The organism is Mesorhizobium japonicum MAFF 303099, from assembly GCF_000009625.1.
In the GTDB taxonomy this organism is placed as follows: Bacteria; Pseudomonadota; Alphaproteobacteria; order Rhizobiales; family Rhizobiaceae; genus Mesorhizobium; species Mesorhizobium japonicum.
This window is the reverse complement of sequence record NC_002678.2, coordinates 1,079,133-1,095,632: the sequence shown is the minus strand read 5'-3', so window position 1 is coordinate 1,095,632 and position 16,500 is coordinate 1,079,133. Positions and strand designations below refer to the sequence as shown.

Annotated in this window: 14 protein-coding genes; 8 read left to right on the top strand and 6 right to left on the bottom strand. The window is 63.5% G+C overall.

The features are described 5' to 3' along the window. Window positions 1-102: 102 nt before the first annotated feature. Together MAFF_RS06365 and MAFF_RS06360 are read right to left on the bottom strand one after the other, a co-directional pair. Window positions 103-906, bottom strand: coding sequence for a creatininase family protein (locus MAFF_RS06365; protein WP_010910059.1), 804 nt, complete (start codon window positions 904-906; stop codon window positions 103-105). Between the two features lie 54 nt (window positions 907-960). After that, entirely contained in the window at window positions 961-1,344 is a 384-nt protein-coding gene (locus MAFF_RS06360; protein ID WP_010910058.1) for a RidA family protein, read from the bottom strand. A 265-nt stretch (window positions 1,345-1,609) separates the two neighbouring features. Here MAFF_RS06360 and MAFF_RS06355 point away from each other — a divergent pair, with 265 nt between their 5' ends. From MAFF_RS06355 to MAFF_RS06320, 8 genes are all read left to right on the top strand, one after another. After that, window positions 1,610-2,614 (top strand): ABC transporter substrate-binding protein, encoded by a 1,005-nt coding sequence (locus MAFF_RS06355; RefSeq protein WP_010910057.1) that lies wholly within the window; start codon window positions 1,610-1,612, stop codon window positions 2,612-2,614. Between the two features lie 12 nt (window positions 2,615-2,626). Continuing rightward, complete coding sequence (locus MAFF_RS06350) at window positions 2,627-3,448, top strand: ABC transporter ATP-binding protein (protein WP_010910056.1); 822 nt, start codon at window positions 2,627-2,629, stop codon at window positions 3,446-3,448. Then, a complete protein-coding gene (locus MAFF_RS06345; protein WP_010910055.1) occupies window positions 3,435-4,283 on the top strand; it encodes an ABC transporter permease in 849 nt (282 codons plus the stop codon). The genes MAFF_RS06350 and MAFF_RS06345 overlap by 14 nt, the downstream gene beginning before the upstream one ends. A gap of 4 nt (window positions 4,284-4,287) precedes the next feature. Then, a complete protein-coding gene (locus MAFF_RS06340; RefSeq protein ID WP_010910054.1) occupies window positions 4,288-5,589 on the top strand; it encodes a cytosine deaminase in 1,302 nt (433 codons plus the stop codon). Beyond that, window positions 5,589-6,992: an FAD-binding oxidoreductase gene (locus MAFF_RS06335; RefSeq protein WP_010910053.1), complete on the top strand. Its 1,404-nt coding sequence runs from the start codon at window positions 5,589-5,591 to the stop codon at window positions 6,990-6,992. Before MAFF_RS06340 ends, MAFF_RS06335 begins: the two co-directional genes overlap by 1 nt. Next, a complete protein-coding gene (locus MAFF_RS06330; protein ID WP_010910052.1) occupies window positions 6,992-7,573 on the top strand; it encodes an NAD(P)H-dependent oxidoreductase in 582 nt (193 codons plus the stop codon). Before MAFF_RS06335 ends, MAFF_RS06330 begins: the two co-directional genes overlap by 1 nt. Further along, window positions 7,573-8,160: an NAD(P)H-dependent oxidoreductase gene (locus tag MAFF_RS06325; protein ID WP_010910051.1), complete on the top strand. Its 588-nt coding sequence runs from the start codon at window positions 7,573-7,575 to the stop codon at window positions 8,158-8,160. Before MAFF_RS06330 ends, MAFF_RS06325 begins: the two co-directional genes overlap by 1 nt. A 343-nt stretch (window positions 8,161-8,503) precedes the next feature. Then, window positions 8,504-9,439 (top strand): IS110 family transposase, encoded by a 936-nt coding sequence (locus tag MAFF_RS06320; protein WP_010910050.1) that lies wholly within the window; start codon window positions 8,504-8,506, stop codon window positions 9,437-9,439. Between the two features lie 76 nt (window positions 9,440-9,515). Here the strand turns inward: MAFF_RS06320 and MAFF_RS06315 are convergent, their stop codons facing one another. From MAFF_RS06315 to MAFF_RS06300, 4 genes are read right to left on the bottom strand one after another with little or no spacing between them, the layout of a single operon-like run. Next, window positions 9,516-11,963: a GcvT family protein gene (locus tag MAFF_RS06315; protein ID WP_010910049.1), complete on the bottom strand. Its 2,448-nt coding sequence runs from the start codon at window positions 11,961-11,963 to the stop codon at window positions 9,516-9,518. After that, a complete protein-coding gene (locus MAFF_RS06310) occupies window positions 11,960-13,141 on the bottom strand; it encodes a pyridoxal phosphate-dependent aminotransferase (RefSeq protein ID WP_010910048.1) in 1,182 nt (393 codons plus the stop codon). Before MAFF_RS06310 ends, MAFF_RS06315 begins: the two co-directional genes overlap by 4 nt. Then, a complete protein-coding gene (locus MAFF_RS06305; protein ID WP_010910047.1) occupies window positions 13,134-14,039 on the bottom strand; it encodes a homocysteine S-methyltransferase family protein in 906 nt (301 codons plus the stop codon). Before MAFF_RS06305 ends, MAFF_RS06310 begins: the two co-directional genes overlap by 8 nt. Beyond that, entirely contained in the window at window positions 14,036-16,489 is a 2,454-nt protein-coding gene (locus MAFF_RS06300; RefSeq protein ID WP_010910046.1) for a GcvT family protein, read from the bottom strand. The genes MAFF_RS06305 and MAFF_RS06300 overlap by 4 nt, the downstream gene beginning before the upstream one ends. Between the last annotated feature and the right edge of the window lie 11 nt (window positions 16,490-16,500).

Here is a 16,500-nt window from a genome sequence, read left to right as displayed (position 1 = left end):
ATCGGCCTCCATATCCCGTCCAGTATGAACCATTTTGGCAAAGTTTGTCAAAATCTCATATACGGGAGTGTTTTTTGCGAAGGCGCGATTGTGGCTAAGCGGCTATTTCAGCCAGTCGGCGAGCTTCGCCTTGCGCACATCCCTGAGCAGGCTGATGAAACCGTCGGCCTGATGCTCTGCGGTCAGCCGGCCTTTTTCCGCCGTCGCTATGCTGGCGTCGCCAACCACGCCATTGGGGTTGAGATCGCTGGCGATCCAGGCGAAGGCGTGGGTGCCGGTGTGGCGCAGCAGCGAAAATTCCTTTTCGGCCCTGGTGACATTGGAAACGAAATTATCGGCCTTGGCCATGTCGACGAGGTCCGGCCGGAAATGCAGCATCAGCGAGGTCTCGACATCGCCGCCATGGATGCCGTGACGGTCCTCGAGTTCGCTGTACATGCCGGCCGGGCGGCCAAAGCGTTGCCAGCTCGTCTTCACCGCCAGCATCTTTTCGCGCACCCGCAATTCGCGCGTGATGATGCCCATGATCTCTTCATTGCCGCCATGCGAGTTGACGACGATGAGTTTGCGCACCCCGGCGCGGGCGATCGACACGCCAAGTTCGGTCCAGGCTTCGACCAGCGTCGTTGCCGGCAGAGTGAGTGTACCCGGCGCATGCAGGTGTTCGTTCGATTTGCCCACGGCCTGGACCGGCAGGATGCGGATGTCGAGATCGTCTGGCAGGCGCGAAATGACCGTGTCCAGCATGCCGTTCATGATCGAGGTGTCGGTCGAGACAGGCAGATGCGGCCCATGCTGCTCGATCGCCGCCACCGGCAGAACGGCAATCGTCGCCTCCGGATCGATCGAGGCGTATTCGGTTGTCCGGTAGTCGCCCCACCAGACGCGTCTTCTTGCAGCGGTCATGTCATGCCTCTTCGATGAACGGTGAGACCTAGCGCGGCACAGGCCTGCTGTCGATCACCCGGCCGCGATGGCTTCGACCTCGACCTTGAATTCGGCGCGAGCAAAGCCGGAAACGATCATCAGCGTCGAGGCCGGCGCAGGGCTCGAAAACAGCCTGTCGCGGACATCCATATAGGGGCGCAAATGGGCGCGGTCGGTGACGTAGGCGTTGATGCGCACGATGTCCGCGAGCCCCAGCCCGGCCTCGCCGAGGATTGCCTCGATGTTGCGGAAGCAGAGTTCGGCCTGGGCGCCGGCGTCCTCGGGAATCTGGTCGTCCGCCGTGATCGCCACCTGGCCCGAGCACAGCACCAGCCGCTTGCCCGCCGGCACTTCGACGCCGTGGCTGTAGCGGGCAAAGGGCGGCTTGATCGATTTCGGGGTGAGGAATCTGAACATGGCAATCTCCTGGATGCCGTCAGCCTAAGGCGGGACGCATCACAGCTTCAAGATGGTGGTGCATGTTGCCGGTGCGATTGTGGACAGGCGTTCAAAAAATAGGCACGATGCCTTCGGTGCAGCACGACCTTTCCGGCTTTCGCAGATGGCTGTGGTGCAGGCGGGCGGGTTCCGGCGCGAGACGCCGGTGGCATGTGTCTTGCTTCTTGAATCTTTGGTGTCGAGCCTGGCGCGTGGCGCCGGAGCAAACAGAGGGTGGTTGTCGATGTATGCAAAACAGAAGATCTCGGTAGCGGCGGTGGCCCTGCTGGCGGCCAGCACGCTGGGGGCCGCAGCGAATGAAAAAGTCACCTTCGGCACCAACTGGCTGGCCGAGCCGGAACATGGCGGTTACTACCAGGCCGTGGCGGACGGCACCTACGCCGCCTGCGGCCTCGACGTCACCATCATGCAGGGCGGCCCGCAGGTCAGCGGCCGGCCGATGCTTTTGGCCGGCAAGATCGATTTCTACATGGGCGGCAATCTGCTGTCGGCCTTCGATGCGGTCCAGCAAGGCATCCCGATGCGCGTGGTTGCGGCGGACTTCCAGAAGGATCCGCAGGTCCTCATGTCCCATCCCGGCGAGGGGCTGGACAAGTGGGAAGATCTGAAGAACGCCGACCAGTACATCCTTGGCGACGAAGGCGTGCAGACCTTCTTCCAGTGGATGGTCACCGCACTCGGCTTCGACGCCGCCAAGCGCGCGCCCTACACCTACAACACCGCTCCCTTCCTCGCCAACAAGAAGTCGATCCAGCTGGGCTACGTCACCTCGGAGCCGTTCGCGGTCAAGAAGGAAGGCGGCTTCGTGCCGAACCAGTTCCTGCTCGCCGACTATGGCTGGGACACCTACTCGACGACGATCGAAGTGATGCAGGCCACGATCGACAAGAAGCCGGAGGTGGTCCAGTGCTTCGTCGATGGCTCGGCCAAGGGCTGGTACAAGTACCTCTACGGCGACAACAAGGCCGCCAACGACATGATCAAGAAAGACAATCCTGACATGAGCGACGAGCAGATCGCCTTCTCGATCGAGCAGATGAAGAAGTTCGGCCTTGCCGATTCCGGCGATACCGAGAAGCTCGGCATCGGCGCCATGACCGACGCGCGCATCAAGAGTTTCTATGACAAGATGGTCAAGGCCAAGGTTACGCCGGAGGGCATCGACATTTCGAAGGCCTACACGCTGGCCTTCGTCAACAAGGGCGTCGGGCTCGACCTGAAGAAATAGGCCAGCCTGAGTATGATAGGGGAAAAGGTGGCGCGAGCGCCGGCATCGGACGCTCCGACCTTGCTGGCGCTGCGCGGCGTCGGCAAGGTGTTTTCCAACGGCGTGACGGCGCTGAGCAATGTCAACCTGACGATCCGGGAAGGCGATTTCCTCAGCCTGCTCGGGCCGTCCGGGTGCGGAAAGTCGACGGCGCTGCGGCTGATCGCCGGCCTGTCGACGCCGACCTCCGGCGTGCTCGATTGGCGCGGCGGCGGTTCGCTCGACCGCGCCAATATCGGCTTCGTCTTCCAGGAGCCGACGCTGCTGCCCTGGGCCAGCGTCTTCGACAATGTCTGGCTGCCGCTCAGGCTGAAAGGCATTTCCCGCGCCAAGGCCGCCCCGGCGATCACGCAGATGCTGGCGCGGGTGCACCTGACCGGCTTCGAGAACGCCGTGCCGCGCGAGCTGTCGGGCGGCATGAAGATGCGCGTCTCGATCGCGCGCGCCATGGTGACCAAGCCTCGCGTGCTGTTGATGGACGAACCCTTCGCAGCACTGGACGAGATCACCCGCTTCAAGCTCAACAACGATCTGCTGGAACTGTGGCAGGACGAACGCTTCACCGTCGTCTTCGTCACCCACAGCGTCTTTGAGAGTGTGTTTTTGTCCAACCGGGTCGTCGTCATGGCGGCGCGGCCTGGCCGGGTGTTCGACGAACTCGCCATCGAGGCCTCCTATCCGCGCGACGAGGCGTTTCGCACCTCGCCCGACTATGCAGCCCTTTGCCGCCAGGCTTCCGACGTGCTGGTCAATGCCATCAATTCAACAGCGGGCCCGCATCATGACGGTCATTGACGGCACGTTGAAACTCGACCCCGAGGAAGCGCGCCGTGTGCGTCAGGAGCGGCTCGAGCGGGTCGGCCGCTGGGTGTTGCCGCTGGCGATCATGATCCTGGCGATCTGGCTGTGGGATCGCATCTGCGTGTGGGACGAGATCCCGCAATATATCCTGCCGCGCCCCGGCGTGGTGCTGCAGACGCTCTACAACGATGCCGGCCTGCTGTTCTCCTCGCTGCTGGTCACCTTGCGCATCACCTTCCTCAGCCTGGCCTTGGCCGTCATCGGCGGCGTTGGCCTGTCGGTGCTGTTCGCGCAATCGAAATGGGTGGAGATGTCGTTCTTCCCGTTCGCCATCGTGCTGCAGGTGACGCCGATCGTGGCGATCTTTCCGCTGATCAACATCTATGTGAACAACCAGACAACCAAGCTTCTGCTGTGCGCCTGGATCGTCGCCTTCTTTCCGATCCTGTCCAACACCACGCTCGGCCTGAATTCGGTCGACCGCAATCTGCGCGACCTGTTCAAGCTCAACGGCGCGACGCGCTGGCAGCAGCTGCGCTATCTCAGGCTGCCGGCGGCGATGCCGTATTTCCTCGGCGGGCTGAAGATCGCCGGCGGCCTGTCGCTGATCGGCGCCGTGGTGGCCGAGTTCGTCGCCGGGGCCACCGGCCAGTCGTCCGGGCTCGCCTCGCGCATTATCGAGGCCGGCTACCGCCTCAACGCGCCGAGACTGTTCGCGGCGCTGTTCCTGATCTCGCTGACCGGCATCCTGATCTTCCTCGTGCTGTCGCTGATTTCGCATCTTATTCTCAGGCGCTGGCACGAAAGCGCGCTGAAGCAGGAGCGGTAGTGCCTTGATTCCGGACTCAGCTTCATACCGGCTCACCAACGCCCGCCTTCACGCCTCGCTGACGCCGGGGCTCACTGCGACCTATGACGGCGATGGCTTTGCGCTGGCCGATATCACGGTCACCGACGGCAAGATCGCCGGCATTGCAGTGCATGATCGGGCAGCGGCGCCACCCGGTGCCGTCGATCTTGCCGGCCGCATCGTTCTGCCGTGCTTTGTCGACTGCCACACCCATATCGACAAGGGCCATATCTGGCCGCGGAAGCCCAATCCCGACGGCACCTTCATGGGCGCGCTCAATGCCGCCGGCGCCGACCGCGTCGCGCGCTGGAGCGCCGAGGATCTCGCCAAACGCATGGATTTCTCGCTGCGCTCGGCCTATGCGCATGGCACCAGGGCGCTGCGCACCCATCTCGACAGCGTCGCGCCGCAGGAGGACATCTCCTGGCCGGTGTTCGAGACGATGCGCGAGGCCTGGCGCGGCCGCATCGAGTTGCAGGGCGCCTGCCTGCTCGGCATCGAAGGCGTGCGCGACAAGAAATGGTTCGACAGGCTGGCGAAACGGGTCGCCGCCGCCAAGGGCGTGCTCGGCGTCGTCACCTATATGGTGCCGGATCTGGAAGAACTGCTCGATCATGTCTTCGCGCAAGCGATCAAGCATGGGCTCGATCTCGATTTCCATGCCGACGAGACCGATGACATTGCGGCGATCTCGCTGAAGAAGATCGCCGAGGCAGCACTATGGAACGGTTTCGAGGGCAAGATCCTCGTCGGCCATTGCTGTTCGCTGGCGCGGCAGCCCGATCTCGAGGTGCTGGACACACTGGACAAGGTGGCGAAGGCCGGGCTGGCGGTGGTGTCGCTGCCGATGTGCAATCTCTACCTGCAGGATCGGCGCGCGAACCAGACCACGCCGCGTTGGCGTGGCGTGACGCTGCTGCACGAGATGAAGGCGAGGGGCATTCCTGTCGCCGTGGCTTCCGACAACACACGCGATCCCTTCTATGCCTATGGCGATCTCGACATGCTGGAGGTCTATCGCATGGCGACGCGCATCCTGCATTTCGATCATCCGGTCGCCGACTGGCCGCTAGCGGTCACCGCGACGCCGGCCAAGGTGATGCGGCTTGATGGGCTTGGCACGCTTGCCGCCGGCGGCGATGCCGATTTCATCCTGTTCAAAGCTCGAAGCTGGACGGAATTGCTGTCGCGGCCCGAATCCGATCGCATCGTCGTGCGCGGCGGCCGCGCGATCGAGCGGCAATTGCCCGACTATTCCGAACTCGACGGACTGATGGTGGAATGATGGACGTTTCGGCGCTCAAACGCGATCTCGACGGGATAAAGCTCGACGACAATCCGGCCATCGTCCAGCAGAAGAGCCGCGATTTCTACTGGTACAGCCCGGTGCTGAAACAACAACTCGACCATGTCACCGGCGACCTGATCGTGACGCCGAAGACCGAGGCCGAGTTGATCCGCGTGCTCGCCGCCTGTCACCGGCATGGCGTGCCGGTGACGCCGCGCGGCAGCGGCACGGGCAATTACGGCCAGGCGATGCCCTTGTCGGGCGGCGTGGTGCTGAACCTTGCCGAGATGAACGAGATCAAGTCGATCGCGCCGGGGCGCGTGGTGACCGGGCCTGGTGCTATTCTGGCCGATATCGACAAGGCAACACGTGCGCATTCCGGGCAGGAGCTTCGGCTGTCGCCCTCGACCTACAACACCGCCTCGATCGGCGGCTTCATCGCCGGCGGCTCGGGCGGCGTCGGTTCGATCAATTTCGGCGGGTTGCGCGATTTCGGCAATGTGCTGCGCCTGCGCGTGGTGACGATGGAGGCCGAGCCGAAGGCGCTCGAACTCACCGGCGAGGATTTGCACAAGGTGACCCACGCCTACGGCACCAACGGCATCATCACCGAAGTCGAGATGCCGCTGACGGCGGCCTATGACTGGGTTGACGTCATTGTCGGCTTCGGTGCCTTCATGGACGCGGCACGCTACGGCAATGCGCTGGCCTGCCAGGACGGCATCCTGACCAAGCTGATCACGCCGATCGCCGCGCCTGTGCCGCAGCTCTATTTCAAGCGCCACCAGAAGTTTTTCAGGGAGGGGCAAAGCATCTGCGTCGTCATGGTGGCGCAGCACGGGCTGGATGCTTTCTTCGCCTTCACCCGGCGCGCCGGCGGCGAGGTGATCTTCAACGCCGCCACCGCGACGCCCGAGGAGAAGAAAGGCCTGCCGCCGGCCTATGAGCTGGCCTGGAACCACACGACGCTGAGGGCGCTGCGCGTCGATCCCGACATCACCTATCTGCAGTCGCTCTATCCCTTTCCCAACCAGCTGGCGCTGGTCGAGAAAATGGATGCGATGTTTCCCGGCGAAGTGTTCTCGCATCTCGAATTCGTGCGGCTGGACGGCAACATCACCTGTTTCGGCCTGCCGCTGGTAAAATTCACCACCGAGGCGCGGCTTGACGAGATCGTGCGCCTGCATGAGGAAAATGGCTGCCCGATCTTCAACCCGCATCGCTACACGCTGGAGGAGGGTGGCATGAAGCAGACGGATGCCGTGCAACTCGCCTTCAAGCGCGAGACCGACCCGCAAGGCCTGCTCAATCCCGGCAAGATGATCGCCTGGGAAAATCCGGACTATGACTATCGTTCCGGCCGGACTTTTTTGTTCAAGGGGCTGCAAAAGGCAGGCTGATGAACATCCTCGTCCTCTACGCCCATCCGGTCGAGACCAGCTTCAATGCCGGCCTGCACCGGTTGATCGTCGAGCGGCTGACCGCAGCGGGCCATACGATCGATGACTGTGACCTCTATGCCGAGGATTTCGACCCGCGGCTGATGCGCCAGGAGCGGCTGGATTATCACAACCAGCGCGGCGCCGCGGACCCGGCGTCGCCTTATGTCGAGCGCCTGCTGCGTGCCGAGGCGCTGGTGCTTTCCTATCCGGTCTGGAACTACGGCTTTCCGGCGATCCTCAAGGGTTTTTTCGACCGCGTCTTCCTGCCCGGCGTGTCGTTCAGGCTGGTCGACGGCAAGGTGCAGCCGTCGCTGCACAACATCCGTAAGGTCGCGGCCGTCACCACCTATGGCGGCAGCCGGTTCCGCGCCATGGTGATGGGCGATCCGCCACGCAGGTTGGTCAAGCGCATGCTGCGCGCCACAGTAAAGCCCCGCGCGCCGGTGACTTATCTCGCGCATTACGCGATGAACCTGTCGACCGACCAAACGCGAAAATCCTTCATGACGAAGGTTGCGGCGAGCATGGATGCATTCTGATGCGTGTCCTCGTGGTCTATTGCCATCCGGTGCCGGAAAGCTTTTGCGCGGCAATCCGCGACACCGCTCTGGATGTGCTCAAGGCCAGGGGCTGCCAGGTGCGGCTGCTCGACCTCTATGCCGAGAAATTCGACCCGGTGATGGGCTGCGACGAGCGGCGCACTTACAACAATCAGGCGCCGCAGGACCCGGCGCTGAAGCCGCATTTCGAACTGCTGGCATGGGCCGAAGCGATCCTGTTCGTCTATCCGACCTGGTGGTACGGGCTGCCGGCGATGCTGAAGGGCTGGCTCGACCGGGTGTGGGCGACGGACGTCGCCTTCAAACTGCCGGCGGGCAAGGGGCGGATCAAATCGCTGATGACGCATGTCACCAAGGTCGGCGTCATCACCACTTGCGGCGCGCCGACCTGGTGGAGCGTCGTCGTCGGCCAGCCCGGGCGCAAGACCTTGCTGCGCGGCATGCGGGCATTGTGCGCGCGACGCTGCAGCACGTTCTTCCTGGCGCACTATCTGATGGACGCCTCGACGCCAAAGACGCGGGCGGCGTTTCTGGCGAAGGTGCGGACGAGGTTGGAGCGGTTTTGAGCGATGCGCGACTTTCCCTTCTCCCCTTGTGGGAGAAGGTGGCCTCGCGAAGCGAGGTCGGATGAGGGGTGCGTGAAGGATCTCTGCTTTGCAGTAATAAGCGCTTGAGATCCTTCGATCTTTTCACGCTGCGCTTTGTCGCGCACCCCTTGTATCTGCACGGAGGAGACTTTGTGCGATGGAAGCGACTGAGCCTCGAACCGGACGGCCATCCGATTCGAGGCTTGGCGAAGTCGCCCGACACCCCTGCGGCTACAACCGTGGATGAGCCTGGGATCTTCGTCTTCGTCACGCACGACCGAATAGTCGCTTGGCTCCAATCGCACGCACAAGGCAGGTTACCGTGAACACGACCCTCTGTGGAATAGATATTTCGAAAGACTGGCTCGACGCCCATATCGAGCCGATGGGAGCGGCAAACCGCTTCGCCAACGATGCGGCAGGCATCGCCGATCTGGCCGCCTGGTGTCAGAACCATGATGTCGAACTCGTCATCATGGAGGCCAGTGGCGGCTACGAACGGCTGGCCTTCCTGCTCTTGTGGGAGATGGGCCAACCCTGCGGCATGGCCAACGCGAGGAGCGTTCGCTACTTCGCCGAGGCAATGGGTTTCCTGGAGAAGACCGACAGAATCGATGCCGCCGTGATTGCCCGTTATGGTGCCGTCAAGCGGCTCAAGCCGACGCCGCCGCCGAGCGCGGCCCAGCAGCGGCTCAAGGCGCTGGTTGCGCGGCTTTCCCAGGTGGGAGGAGATCTCACCATTCAAAAGCAGCGCAAGAGCACCGCCGACGCCGAAACTATCGCCAGCCTCGATGAAGTGATCGCGCTGCTTGCGCGCCAGAGCCGCAGGCTCGAAGGTGAGATCGCCACGCTCATCGATGACGATCCGCTGTGGGCATGCCTCGACCGAGCCTTCCGCTCGCTCAAGGGTGTTGCCTCTCGCACCGTGGCGCGGCTGATGGCGCAGTTGCCGGAGATCGGCATCCTCTCCAACAAGGCCATCGCCAAGTTGGCCGGCCTGGCGCCGATCGCCAATGACAGTGGCAAGCGCAGCGGTCGAAGACCAGTGCGCGGCGGTCGGGCAGGGCCGCGCGGCGTCCTCTTTCTCGTTGCCAGCATCGTTGCCAAATATGATCCGCATCTGGCAGCTTTCAAGCAACGGTTGCAGACTGCCGGAAAGGAGAAAATGGTCATCCGCATTGCGCTCGCCCGCAAGCTGCTCGTCATTCTCAATGCAAAAGCACGCGACGCGCGTAACGAATTCGCAAATGCAACTTGACACCTCAGATAGTCGCTCATCCGTCTCGGCGCTACGCGCCGATCCACCTTCTCCCACAAGCGGAGAAGGTGGAGGGCTACATCTTCACCCTTTCCGCCTTCGGATCATACATCGGCTTCAGCGAGGCCTCCGCCGCAAACCGTTCGCCGGCGATCTCGATCTCGTAGGATGAGGCCAGCACATCCGCCTCGCTCTCGCCCGGGCACGGCACATAGCCGAGCCCAATGGCGCCGCCGAGGTGGTGGCCGTAATTGCCCGAGGTGATCGGGCCGACGATCCTACCGTCGCGCAGGATGGCTTCATTGTGGAAGAGCAGGGGCTGCGGGTCTTTCAGCCGGAACTGGACCAGCCGGCGGTTCAATCCGGCGTCTTTCTTCTTCAGCACGGCATCGCGACCGATGAAATCACCCTTGGCCGTCTTCACCGCGAAGCCGAGGCCTGCTTCCAGCACATTGTCCTCGTCGGTGATGTCGTGGCCGAAATGCCGGAAAGCCTTTTCGATACGGCAGGAATCCAGCGTGTGCAGGCCGCAGAGTTTCAGGCCGACATCGGCGCCGGCCTCGTCGATCGCCTCGAAGATATGTGCCGCCTGGTCGGTCGAGACATAGAGCTCCCAGCCGAGTTCGCCGACATAGGTGACGCGGTGGGCGCGGGCCAGCCCCATGCCGATCTCGATCTCCTGGAACGTGCCGAACGGGTTGTTCTCGTTGGAGAAATCGTTGGGACTGACTTTCTGGATCAGCTTTCGCGCATCCGGACCCATCAGGCAGAGCACGCTTTCAGCCGCCGTAACATCGGTGATGACCACGAACTCTTCACCGACATGCCGGCGCAGCCAAGCCAGATCGCGCTGCAGCGTGGCACCGGGCACAACGAGGAAGTAGGCCGTATCCGAAAGCCTGGACACGGTGAGATCGCTCTCGATGCCGCCGCGCTGGTTGAGCATTTGCGTGTAGATGATCTTGCCCGGCGCCACGTCCATGTCGTTGGCGCACAGCCTTTGCAGGAAAGCGCAGGCATCGCGACCCTCGACGCGGATCTTGCCGAACGAGGTCATGTCGAACAGACCGACCTTGTTGCGGACCGCCAGATGCTCCTCGCGCTGGTTGTCGAACCAGTTCTGCCGCTTCCAGGAATAGCGGTACTCGCGCTCCTGGCCCTCCCGTGCGAACCAGTTGGCGCGCTCCCAGCCGGCGACCTCGCCGAACACGGCACCGCGCGCCTTCAGGTGCTCATGCAGGGGCGAGCGGCGCACGCCACGCGATGTCGCCATCTGCCGATAGGGGAAATGGTCGGCGTAAAGCAGTCCGAGCGTTTCGGAGACGCGCTGTTTGAGATAGCGGCGGTTCTTCTGGAACGGCTGGGCGCGGCGGATGTCGACTTCCCAGAGGTCGAACGGCGCTTCGCCATCGTTGATCCACTGCGCCAGCGCCATGCCGGCGCCGCCGGAGGAGACGATGCCGATCGAATTGTAGCCGGTCGCCATCCAGTAGCCCCGCAGTTCCGGCGCCTCGCCGAGATAGTAGCGGTCGTCCGGCGTGAAACTTTCGGGGCCGTTGAAGAAGGTGTGGATGCCGGCGGTCGCCAGCATCGGCATGCGGTTGACACCCATTTCGAGGATCGGTTCGAAATGGTCCATATCTTCGGGCAACTGGTCGAAGCAGAAATCCTCGCGGATGCCGTCCATGCCCCATGGCTTGGCCACCGGCTCGAAGGCGCCGAGCATCATCTTGCCGGCGTCTTCCTTGTAGTAGGCGCACTCGTCCGGTACACGCAGCACCGGCAGTCGGCTGAGGCCGGGGATCGGCTCGGTGACGAGATAAAAATGCTCGCAGGCGTGCAGCGGGATGGTGACGCCGTTCTGGGCGCCCAATTCACGCGCCCACATGCCGGCGCAGTTGACGACAATGTCGGCCTCGATCATGCCTTGTTCGTCACCCTGCGCCCAGGACACGCCTGTAACGCGACCATCCCTGGTGTGGACCTTGGTGACCTTCACATTCTCGACGATGGTGGCGCCGCGCTGGCGTGCGCCTTTGGCCAGCGCCATGGCGATGTTGGCGGGGTCGCACTGGCCGTCGAGCGGCAGATGCACGGCGCCGACGACGTCTGATACATTGAGATGCGGATACATCTCTTTGACTTCATTCGGCGAAATCTCGCGCACATCGACGTCGAAGGCACGCGCCAGCGACGCCTGCCGGTAGATCTCGTGCTTGCGCTCCTCGGTCAGCGCGACCGTGATCGAGCCGACCTGGCGCATGCCGGTGCCGACCTCGGTCTCGGCTTCCAGCTTGACGTAGAGGTCGGCCGAATATTTCGCCAGCCGCGTCATGTTCTGCGAGCCGCGCAACTGACCGATCAGGCCGGCAGCATGCCAGGTCGTGCCCGAGGTCAGCTGCTTGCGTTCCAGGAGCACGATATCGGTCCAGCCGAGCTTGGCCAGATGGTAGGCGACCGAACAGCCGGAAACGCCGCCGCCGATGATCACCGCGCGGGCCTTGGTGGGGATGGTCCTGGTCATGCGGCCTCGCGGCGATAGGTGGAAGCAAAACGGCGCAGCCGAGCGGCGGCCTCCTGCAGTACGGGCTCCGGCTGGCAGAGGCTGATGCGGATGTGGCCGGCGGCCGCTTCGCCGAAGCTGGAGCCGGGCATCACGCCGACCTTCTCCTGGTCGAGAAGGGCCCAGGCGAATTTCTCGTCGTCCGGCTCGACATCGGATATGTCGAGCATGACATACATGCCGCCTTCGGAACCGCGCACGCTGACATTGTTCATGCCGCGCACGGCATCCAGCAGGACGGTCCGGCGCGCCGCATAGCGCTCGGCGATCTCCTTGACGCCGTAACGGTTCTCGAGCGCCTCGGCGCAGGCAATCGAGATGAAGGCCGGCAAGCCGTAGGTCGTCACCAGATTGAGGTTGATGAGCAGCGTGATCATGTCCTGCGGACCGGTCAGCCAGCCCATGCGCCAGCCGGTCATGCCGTGGCTCTTGGACATGGAATTGATGACCAGCGTGCGCTCTGCCATGCCGGGCAGCGAGCGTGGCGAGACATGCTCGCCGCCACCCAGCGTCCAGTAGACCTCGTCAGACAGCAGCCAGAGGTCATGCTCGCGGCAGATTTGCGCCAGCTGTTCCAGCCGCTCGCGCGAATAGACCGCACCCGTCGGATTGTTCGGCGTGTTGATCAGGATGGCGCGGGTGTTGGGCCTGAGTGCCGCGCGGATCATGTCGGCGCGAGGCTGAAACCCGTCTTCGGCCGGCGTCTCGACGACGGTGAAACTGGCTCCGGCGGCGCTGAACGTGTTGGGGTAGGTGGCATAATAGGGTGCCACCACGATGGCATGGTCGCCCTGGTCGAGAACGGCCTGCACGGCCGCATAGAGGGCGGCCTGGCCGCCCGGCGTGGCGATCACTTGATCAGGCGTCGTCTCGATGCCGGTGCAGGCGCTGGAGGCGGCCGCCATTGCCTGGCGCAGGCGCGGCAGGCCGGGCAGCGGGGTGTAGTGGTGGTTGCTGCCGCGAACCGCGGTCACGCAGGCCTCGATCGTTTGCGAGGGCGTGTCGAAGTCGTGATCGCCGACCGACAGCATGATGATGTCCTCACCGGCTTCCTTGCGCGTCCAGGCAGCGAAGTGAACCTCCCAGCCATCCTTGCCCGAAGGCACGATGCCGGAAATGCGAGACGATGGTCTAGGCATGCAAAACCCCCGAAATTTCGTAACTGTCCTGCTGCAGTCGATCGCGCAGCGCGGCAATGTGCGGCGGTCCGACTTCGCAGCAGCCGCCGACGATGTCAGCACCTGCCTCCACCCAGCCGATCGCTTGCTCGGCATAGGCGTCCGGGGCGAGGTCGTGGCGGGCGTGCAGCACATCGACGGTACCGCCGTGCTTGAGCGCCTCCGTGGAGGTGAAGCCATTGGCATAGGCGCCAACCGGGCCGCCGAGGTCGATCAGTTCAGGCAAGGCGGCGGCGATCGTTTCCGGCCGGCAGCAGTTGAGCAGCCGCGCCGCTATCGGCAGGCCATCGAGCGCGCTTGCCGCGGCGGCTATTGTTTCGCCGCTGCGCAGCCGCGGCGTGCCGTGATCGGCGAGCGTCCACGACACCCAGACCGGCTTGCCGCTTTCCGATGCCGCGGTGACGGCCGCCCGCGCCTCATCGGACGAGGCCATGGTTTCGCAGAGGAAGAGATCGACGCCATCCGCCTGCTCGGCAACGATACGGCGGTAGATGTCGAGCGTCTCCTGATAGGAAATGGTCAGCGCCGGGGCGTAGCTGCCGAAAAGCGGCGACAGGCAGCCGGCGATCGCTGCCTCGCCGGCCTCGTCACACGCTTGCCTGGCCAATTCGATGCCGCGCTTCTGCAGCGGCTTGAACAGGTCCTCGGCACCCTCGCGCGCTAGCCGCTCAGGTGTCGCCGAATAGGTGTTGATGGTGATCACGCGGGCGCCGGCGCGAATGAATTCGGCATGCAGGTCGCGCACCAGATCGGGTTCGTCGATCAGGACCCTGGCTGACCACAACGGCGTCGGCTCGGATTTGCTGCGCCGGACCAGTTCCTGGCCCATGCCACCATCGGTGAGGATGACATTCTTCATGCGCGCAGCCTTTCGTTCCTGGGATCCCAGAGCGGCTCGTCCTTCTGCACGACCGCCTGGAAACGGTCGCCGAAGATTTCGACCTCGACGGAGGTGCCGGGCTCGGTCAAATCCACGCGCAGCATGCCGAGCGCGATCGACTTGTCGATGCGATGGCCCCAGCCCCCCGAGGTGGTCTCGCCGACGATCTGGCCGCCATGCCACAGCGTCGACATGTAGGGCGCGTCGCAATCGCCGGGGTTCTCGACGACCAGCGTGACGAAGCGCTTCTTCACGCCTTGCTGCTTCTCGTTCTGAAGTGCTGCCTTGCCGCGGAAATCGGGCTTTTCCCATTTGACGAAACGCTCGAGCCCGCCTTGCAGGATGGAATAGTCGGTCGACAGATCGCCCTTCCAGGTGCGGTAGCCTTTTTCGAGCCTGAGCGAATCCAGTGCGTACATGCCGAATGGCTTCAGTCCGTGTTTTTGTCCCGCCGCCCACACGGCGTCGAAGACCGCTGCCGTGTCATCGACCTTGGTGTGGATTTCCCACCCGAGTTCGCCGACAAAGGACACACGCACCAATTGGCACCAGTGCCCTGATATCTGCACCGACTGGTGCGAAAGCCAGGGCAGCGAAAGGTCGGCGGCCGTCAATTCCGAGAGGATGTCGCGGGATTTCGGCCCGGACAGGATCTGGCAACTGAAGGCCTCGGTGAGGTTTTGCAGAGTGAGTTCATTGGGTTGCGGCAGATGGTACTGCAGCCACTCGAAGTCGTGCTGCTCTGCAACGGAAGCGGTGATCAAAAAGAAGAGGTCTTCGGCAAGCGCCATGATCGACATCTCGGTGACGATACGGCCCTTGTCGTCGGAGAAGTAACCGAGGCCGATGCGGCCAGGTTTCGGCACCAGGCCGGTGATCATCGTCGCCAGCCAGTCACGCGCGCCAGGGCCTTGCAACCGGAAGCGCGAGAAGCCGGGCAGGTCGAGGATGCCGGCGGCGTCGCGCACCGCCAGGCATTCTTCGCGCACGCGATGCTGCCAGGGCCCGTCGCGGCGGAAAGTCAGCGTCGCTTCCTCGGAAATGTCGTCGCCGTCCTTCGCGTACCAGGTGGCGCGTTCCCAGCCATTATAGGCGTCGAAGCGACCGCCGAGCGCTTTTGTGCGATCATGGATCGGCGACAGTTTGCGGTCGCGCCCTTCCGGCCAGGCGTGGCGCGGGAACTGGATGGCGTATTCATTGCCGTAGATTTCCATGCCCTTGGCGACGCAATAATCCGGCGCCGAGGCAAAGGACGTGAAACGGCGCGGATCGCAGGACCACATATCCCATTCGGTCTGGCCCTGGGTGACCCATTCGGCCAGCACCTTGCCGGCGCCACCACCCTGGGCGATGCCGAAAGTGAAGACGCAGGCCTCGAAGGCATTGGGCACGCCGGGCATCGGCCCGATCAGCGGATTACCGTCCGGCGCATAGGGGATCGGTCCGTTGATGACCTTGGACAGGCCGGCCGTGCCCAGGATCGGCACGCGGGCGACGGCGTCTGCCAGGTAATGTTCCAGCCGGTCGAGATCGTCGGGGAAGAGCTGGAAGGAAAAATCCTCCGGCATCGGATCGCCAGGGGTGGCCCAATGCGCACGGCAATTGCGCTCATAGGGGCCGAGATTCATGCCGGCCTTTTCCTGGCGAAGGTAATAGGACGTATCGACATCGCGCAGCAGCGGCAGCTTCTTGCCTTGTTCCTTCGACCAGGCCGCCAGTTCGGGGATTTCCTCGAACAGGATGTACTGGTGGCTCATCACCATCATCGGCACCTCGCGGCCGAACATCCGGCCGACCTCGGCGGCACGATAACCGGCGGCATTGACGACGATTTCGCAGCGGATCTCGCCTTGCGGCGTGGTGACCACCCATTCGTCCTTCTCGCGGCGCACGCCGGTGACGGGACAGAAGCGGATGATTTTCGCACCCAGGTCGCGCGCCCCCTTGGCCAGCGCCTGGGTCAATTGCGCCGGATCGATGTCGCCGTCGCTCGGGTCGTAGAGCGCGCCTTTCAAATCATGCGTCTCGATGAAGGGGTAGCGGCGCTTGATCTCGTCGACGCCGACCACGTCGATATCCATGCCTTGATAGCGGCCCATGCCCTTGGCGCGTTGGAATTCCTGCATGCGCTCTTTCGTATGGGCAAGGCGCAGCGAGCCGGTGACGTGGTAGTTCATCGGATAGTCGACCGCGTCGGCGAGGCCGCGATAGAGCTCGGTCGAATAGCGCTGCATGTTCATCAGCGACCAGGACGAGGAGAAGGTCGGCACATTGCCGGCGGCATGCCAGGTCGAGCCTGATGTCAGCTCGTTCTTTTCCAGGAGCACGCAGTCGGTCCAGCCCGCCTTGGCGAGATGATAGAGCGAGGAGGTGCCGACGACGCCACCTCCGATGATCACCACGCGCGCCGTGCTCGGCAAACCCGCCATGTTCTTCTCCC